This window comes from Nitrospinota bacterium, from assembly GCA_009873635.1.
Classification (GTDB): Bacteria; Nitrospinota; Nitrospinia; order Nitrospinales; family VA-1; genus LS-NOB.
The window spans coordinates 17,657-23,927 of record WAHY01000025.1 but is presented as its reverse complement, the minus strand read 5'-3'; the positions used below and the strand labels follow the sequence as shown (position 1 = coordinate 23,927).

Genomic DNA, 6,271 nt, shown 5'->3' with positions numbered 1-6,271 from the left:
CCACCGTTTTATCAAATGAGAGTTTTTCTTGTTTTTGTGAATAAGAATCTGATTTTGACTGAGTAAAGGTTGCTAAACCCATCAAACCCTGTAGCTCTTCTATTGTAGCCGTTGCAACTTTACTCGCTCGATATCCTGATTCAAGGGCACTTGCTATCGCTTTTAAGCGAGGAACTTCTTCTTTTGGATATCTTCTGTGTCCAGAAGGAAGACGCTGAGAATGTGGTGCTCCGTATCTTTTTTCCCACACTCTCAGCGTATGAACTCCTATTCCGGTCATTTCTGAAAGCTCGCCGATTGAAAGGTAGCCTTGTAGCGTATTAATCGATTTCATTATTTTTCTTTCGGTTAGCTATTATTAACAATGAATGCTTATTCTAGAGTCGTTGCTAGTATTTTTAATCACAGAAACATCGTCAATATCTACAGTATTCCCTAACTGTTTCAAAAAAGATATTTTTTCAATTAGGTTGTACCCACGCTTATCCCAAGGGCTAATGGAATCTGAAACTTTTCCATCTTTACCAATGGTTATTTCGATTAAAGCAAAGTCTTTGTCTATATTTTCAACCACAAAGTCCTTGCTACAACTTGACATCCACCCCGGCTCAAGGACGGTTTGATGCATAGGAGTATAACTTCTGGTCTTTGAAGAAGGGTAATCTGCTCCAGCAAAAACTGATGCTATCATCCCCATGCAGATATAAATAGCCACAATAAGTCCAATCCCAATAACTCTCTTCATGATTATATCTCCTTGGTTAATTATTTGATATATAAAAAGAAAACAATAAAAACAAAATACCGAATGATAAGTAGGAAAAGTAAGGCAAAATCAATAATAAGAATATTGTTATACCGTCTAACTTTGAATACTTATGATGTGCTATAGCTTGTTGGGTATTCATAACTTTCACTTAGTTTTAATTTTTTATAAATTTTCATTATCATGAATAACCATGGCTATGTCTTGGAGTCCCGTATGGTTGATGACTTTGATTCCAGAAGAAGCCTTTTCAATCATGAATTGATGCCCTTTAATCGTAGTATGAAGAGTATTTCCAGGTTTAATGTCATATTCTTTTAAAATTGATTGTTCAAATGAATTAAGACCAATAAAAGCATTTTTATCATCTCTAGTCATTGCTCTAAAAATCTTATCTTGTGTTACCAGGCTAAAAGTCCATTCATATGGAAGATATGAATGATTATGGCCAACATGAGACTTTTGGTTAACGCTTGCAGTGGAAATAATATTAGTTTGTTTTATTGGAACTTGATCTGTATAAGCAACTTTACTAGCTCGACTTGCTTTAACGATTTTCATACCCGCAGAAGTTCTTTTTACCAAAAAGTTGATTCCACTCATTTCAGTATTAAACTTGTTCCCAACCTTGATGTCATAATGTTGCAGCTTATTCTGTTCTAAATGACTTAGGCCAATCATAGAGGTCGGGTTAGAAGAATTAAGTCTCTTATTAATTTTGGCTTTTAGGTTTTTAGATAATGCCCACTTATAGGAAACAGTGGAATGATCGTGAGCTGAGTGTGCCATTGCATTGGAAGCAACAAAAGTCGCCATCGTTGTAGCTGCAAATAATGCCAAAAACCTTTTTTTCGTTTTCATCTTTATATCTCCTTTTTAAAATATAGATTATTGTATAAATAAAAAATGATAATAATCATTAAATATAGACATAAATCCATATTTTGTCAAGAAAAATAGAAAAATTATCTATAAATATATCTAGTTATTAGTTTAAATAATTGATAGTTAATTAGTTATAATTGATCTGTGTATTTATATAAATAAGATATTAAGCATAAAATAGTAGAAATTTAGGGATGGAAACAGTGGATATCTAGAACTATTTCTAAATATTTTGTTTTTGCCGATCAGGTAACCACTAAAAAAACTATAAAAAGTCTCTAAATTTGAAAGTTAATTAAAAAGACATACAAACCCCCATGGGAGTAAATAAATGTCTCAGAATCCAGAAAATAACAGAAATTCTATTGGAAGATTTGTCCAAGGATCATCTGGCAACCCAAATGGTCGGCCAGTGGGATCAAAGAACAAGTTCACTACTCTCAAATCAGCATTCATAAAAGCCTTTGAGGAGATAGGTGGAGTGGACAAGCAATGGTAGACGGGTCATTAAGCCCAGGGGTCAAATGATGAAAAGTGCCAATAAACCCCATGTTCCCACTTGGGTGAAGGGACTTTTCTACGCAAATAAGTCACCACGATGTGGAGCAAAACCAGGAAGAAATCATCCTGCCTAGGTCCTGCGATGCCAAATGGGAGATACCGCCTACATGGAGGTAAAAGTACTGATCCTAAGACAAAGGAAGGTCTGGAACGGAGCAGAAAAACAAACTGGAAACATGGAAGGCGTTCTGCTGAAGCGATTCGGCAAAGAAAGAGATCCATGGAAGTAAGAAGAAACCTGAAAAAACTGATTAGCCTTGTTGATTAGTGAAACCTAGTTTTTGTTTATTTAATGATGAGTTTTAGCCAACCCAGATTCGTTCGCCAAAAAGATGCCCCGAGATTTTTTGGAGTTACCAGGCAAACCTTTGACAAGATCATAAGGCCCTATTTCACAGAGATATGGCTTGGTTCTTCAGCCCAGGCTGGCATTGTCTACGATATATATGATCTTAACGCCCGTGCTGATATAATAAAGGAACGCAACGGGCGTCCCGCAAGGAAAGGAGATGAAGCTATATTATGGGACGCAAATCGAGAAACTCCGGTCTTAAACTCAGCAAAAGACCGGGTTCTTCCAGCTGGTATATCGAAGGCACCATCCACGGAAGACGAGTTAGACAAAGTACTGGCACAGATGATGAAAAAGCAGCGGAACTGATCCGGGCAAACTTTGTTAAACAGGTGACCGATCAGGTTATCTAAGGAAAGGTTCCAGAGTATGACTTTAATACTTTGGCCGCAAAACATCTTAAGGAAAACCCTAAGAAGACAATCGCAGATGATTGTTTTCATATCAAGAAGCTCAAAAAGTATATCGGCAAACTCAATATGAGTAATATTTATCGAGGATACGATGAATATGGTGATCCAACACCACTTGAGCAATTTATACTTGATAAAGCTAAACGCGGTCTTTCTGCCGGTACCGTCAACCACGCATTAACGGTTATTAATACTATCGGAAATGCGGCTTCTAAAAAATGGCGAGGCCCTGGGGGCAAACCACTGCTTATGCAATGGGCTTCTGTCCCCAAGATCAATCATAAGGAAGCCAGAGCACTGGGGCTAAAGCCAAGGAAAAAAAACCCATGTGTTGACCTGGGGTGAACAGATTGTATTATTTAATGAGTTTCCTCCTCACCTTAGAAAAATGGCAGAATTTGCTAATAATACGGGGTGTCGCAAAGGGGAAGTCACTTTTCTTAAATGGGAATGGCTTTATACGGATCCAGAGACTGGCATCCATTACTTTGTCATACCAGGAGAAGGGCACAAAAACGGTGAAGATAGGATTGTAGTGTTAAACGATATTGCCTTAACAGTAGTCGAACAATGTCGAGGTGAGCATCCTACTTATGTTTTTACGTATAAAGGAAAACCTGTGGGAAACATCTATAACACCGCATTTAAGAGAGCACGAAAACGCGCCTCAAAGATTTATCCTAATATCGCCAAGTCGCATGTTCATTCTTGGAAACATACGGTAGGAACGAGACTTCGCAATCAGGCTTTGTGTCCTGAAGAAGATAGAAAAGATTTAATGGGACACAAATCAGGAAGGTCGATGACGGAACATTATTCTGTTCCAGAGTTGACCAGGATGCATGATTATGTCTCGAAGATCACGCATCCACCGGCCAAAAGAATGACACTTGTTAAAAATGGCTGAAGACGTTAATTGACACAAAGTTGACACAGTCAAAGAAAAAGGGGCTACAGCAAACGCCATAACCCCTTATAAACAAAAGTGGAGCTGAGGGGGATCGAACCCCTGACCTCTTGAATGCCATTCAAGCGCGCTCCCAGCTGCGCCACAGCCCCATTTATTTATTTTATCCCCTCTAAAACAACCGTTTGATATTAACGATTATCCCACAACTGTCAAGTGCAAAACCACTCCACTTTGACCTTCTATTGCCTTCCATGGCATTCTCTATATAATATACTCAGCGTTTTCAGACCAAGACACCACCTTTTTGCCGAAATCACTGTGCTTAAAAACTTCAAACGCAGATTCCGAAACGTATTTATCACCGGTTTGCTGATCACCCTCCCGATCGCGCTAACTTGGATCATCCTGCGATTTCTACTCCGAAACCTTGATGCCATGTCACCGGTGTTCACCCGTTTACTCATCGAGATAGGCGCCCCTATTCCAGAAGGCTACCGAATTCCCTTCCTGGGAGTCGTGATGACCCTGCTGATCGTTCTATTAGTGGGCTGGCTGACCACAGGTTTTTTTGGAAAGAAAATTGTTGATCTTGGTGAATACATTGTCGATAAAATCCCATTTGTCCGAAAAATCTATACAGGTTCCAAGCAGGTGGTCGTTTCCATAGCCCAGGCCGACACATCTACTTTTCGCAAGGTTGTTCTGCTGGAATTTCCGCGCCGTGGTCTCCTGGCAATAGGTTTCGTGACTGGCGAGACACGTGGAGAGGTACAAAGTCTCACCCAGGAAAATATGCTCAACGTATTTGTGCCCACCATGCCCAACCCGACATCAGGGTTCCTGGTTTTTTCTCCTCCTGAGGAACTCACAGAAATTTCGATGACCATTGAGGAAGGCATAAAATATGTTGTGTCGGGTGGTATCGTCACTCCACCGGGACTCAAAATTGTTGAAGCCAAAGGACTGAAGCTTGAACAACCCTCCTGATCTTGACATCCTCTATCTCGACAACCACTTGATAGCTGTCAACAAACCTGCCGGAGCGCTCACCCAGTCTGATGATTCCGGAGAAGTTTCCCTAATGGACAAAATTAAAGACTGGATCAAGATAGAGTATAAAAAACCCGGAAATGTGTTTTTAGGTTTGGTCCACAGGCTTGACCGTCCTGTTTCCGGAGTGGTGATATTCGGTCGCACATCCAAAGGCGCGTCAAGGTTATCTGAACAATTCCGTAAAAAAACCACGCAAAAGATTTATCAGGCACGGGTAGAAGGAACACCAGGCCCCCAACAAGCCATCCTGAAACATTATTTAAAAAAAGAGAAGTCGCTCAAGACAACTGTTTTCCCTCGTCCCGCACCCGAGGCTAAAGAAGCCCGGTTGGATTACAAAGTATTAGAGACTTCGGCCAATACCAGCCTGCTTGATATTCAACTGCATACAGGGAGGTTCCATCAAATCCGCGCACAACTCTCCTTCATAGGGCACCCAATCGTAGGCGACAAAAAGTATGGTGCAAAAACTGAATTACCTCATGGAAGAATTGCCTTGCATGCAAGGAGCATCGTCTTCAATCACCCTACAAGCAAAGAAGAAATTACCATCAACTGTCCACTACCTCAGGACTGGCCGACTAGTTAGAGGAGACAGGCGCTTCAAGCGATTCTTTAACGAGGTCTTCTTTTCGGGTATGGAATCCCATATCTGCCAATAAGGATATAAGTACTGGCACAAGAAACAAGGTGAATAAAGTGGAAATCCCCAACCCCCCTATCAGTGCTGTGCCCATACCTCGATAAAGTTCAGTTCCGGCACCTTCTCCAAATGCCAGAGGAATCATTCCAAACACACTTGAGATAACGGTCATCATAATCGGTCTCAACCTGGTTTGACAGGAAACCAGAAGAGCCTCTCGCTCCTCCATGCCTGACTTTATATTATTGAGCATTTGATGGACGATAAGAATCGCGTTATTAACAACGATGCCAGCCAAAATGACAATTCCCAACTGAGTCAGAATATCAAAGGTAATCCAATTCCAGTCAGCGGCCATGGCCTCGGCATTCGGTATTTTCCATTCTTTGAGAATTTCAAGAATATTTCCACGCTGATACAGGTTGTTCCAGGTGATTCCAAGGAACGAGCCGGAAACAGCCAGTGCCACAGTCAGCATAACTATAAATGGCCTGAGAAATGATGAGAACAAAGCCACTAGAAGCAAATAGATAAATCCCAGGGCGTAAGCAAAACTGTTCATCAAAGATTTTTCAGTAGAGGCCAGTTCATCAGCAGAGCCACCAATACGCAGTCCATATTCCTGACCGAGGTCATTTCTCGCTCCCACCAATACTTCCTTTTCAACCTTGTCGATGACTAACTGCAT

General features: G+C 40.8%; 10 protein-coding genes and 1 tRNA gene. 6 read left to right on the top strand and 5 right to left on the bottom strand.

Annotated elements, in window-relative coordinates; all coding sequences use genetic code 11:
• From F3741_11280 to F3741_11270, 3 genes are all read right to left on the bottom strand, one after another.
• Nucleotides 1-334, bottom strand: a 334-nt coding sequence (locus tag F3741_11280) for a MerR family transcriptional regulator (GenBank protein MZG31361.1), incomplete at its 3' end; no start/stop codon positions are given.
• Between the two features lie 24 nt (nucleotides 335-358).
• The gene (locus tag F3741_11275) at nucleotides 359-745 is read right to left on the bottom strand and encodes a hypothetical protein (GenBank protein MZG31360.1); all 387 of its coding nucleotides are present in this window, start codon (nucleotides 743-745) and stop codon (nucleotides 359-361) included.
• A gap of 186 nt (nucleotides 746-931) precedes the next feature.
• Nucleotides 932-1,627 (bottom strand): hypothetical protein, encoded by a 696-nt coding sequence (locus F3741_11270; protein ID MZG31359.1) that lies wholly within the window; start codon nucleotides 1,625-1,627, stop codon nucleotides 932-934.
• Between the two features lie 667 nt (nucleotides 1,628-2,294).
• Between F3741_11270 and F3741_11265 the strand changes: the two genes are divergently transcribed.
• From F3741_11265 to F3741_11250, 4 genes are all read left to right on the top strand, one after another.
• A complete protein-coding gene (locus tag F3741_11265; protein ID MZG31358.1) occupies nucleotides 2,295-2,480 on the top strand; it encodes a hypothetical protein in 186 nt (61 codons plus the stop codon).
• Nucleotides 2,481-2,734: 254 nt separating this feature from the next.
• Nucleotides 2,735-2,917, top strand: coding sequence for a hypothetical protein (locus F3741_11260; GenBank protein MZG31357.1), 183 nt, complete (start codon nucleotides 2,735-2,737; stop codon nucleotides 2,915-2,917).
• A gap of 30 nt (nucleotides 2,918-2,947) precedes the next feature.
• On the top strand, nucleotides 2,948-3,322 hold the full coding sequence (locus F3741_11255) for a hypothetical protein (GenBank protein MZG31356.1): 375 nt from the start codon (nucleotides 2,948-2,950) through the stop codon (nucleotides 3,320-3,322).
• Nucleotides 3,306-3,884 carry a tyrosine-type recombinase/integrase gene (locus tag F3741_11250; GenBank protein ID MZG31355.1) on the top strand — a complete coding sequence of 193 codons (579 nt, stop codon included), beginning with the start codon at nucleotides 3,306-3,308 and terminating at the stop codon, nucleotides 3,882-3,884. The genes F3741_11255 and F3741_11250 overlap by 17 nt, the downstream gene beginning before the upstream one ends.
• A gap of 79 nt (nucleotides 3,885-3,963) precedes the next feature.
• On the opposite strand, the gene F3741_11245 is transcribed toward F3741_11250, so the two are convergent.
• Nucleotides 3,964-4,036, bottom strand: a tRNA-Ala gene (locus F3741_11245).
• A 169-nt stretch (nucleotides 4,037-4,205) separates the two neighbouring features.
• Between F3741_11245 and F3741_11240 the strand changes: the two genes are divergently transcribed.
• Both F3741_11240 and F3741_11235 read left to right on the top strand, forming a co-directional pair.
• On the top strand, nucleotides 4,206-4,874 hold the full coding sequence (locus F3741_11240) for a DUF502 domain-containing protein (GenBank protein MZG31354.1): 669 nt from the start codon (nucleotides 4,206-4,208) through the stop codon (nucleotides 4,872-4,874).
• Nucleotides 4,858-5,529 carry an RluA family pseudouridine synthase gene (locus F3741_11235; protein MZG31353.1) on the top strand — a complete coding sequence of 224 codons (672 nt, stop codon included), beginning with the start codon at nucleotides 4,858-4,860 and terminating at the stop codon, nucleotides 5,527-5,529. Before F3741_11240 ends, F3741_11235 begins: the two co-directional genes overlap by 17 nt.
• Here the strand turns inward: F3741_11235 and F3741_11230 are convergent.
• Nucleotides 5,522-6,271, bottom strand: a 750-nt coding sequence (locus tag F3741_11230) for an efflux RND transporter permease subunit (protein ID MZG31352.1), incomplete at its 5' end; no start/stop codon positions are given. The genes F3741_11235 and F3741_11230 overlap by 8 nt on opposite strands.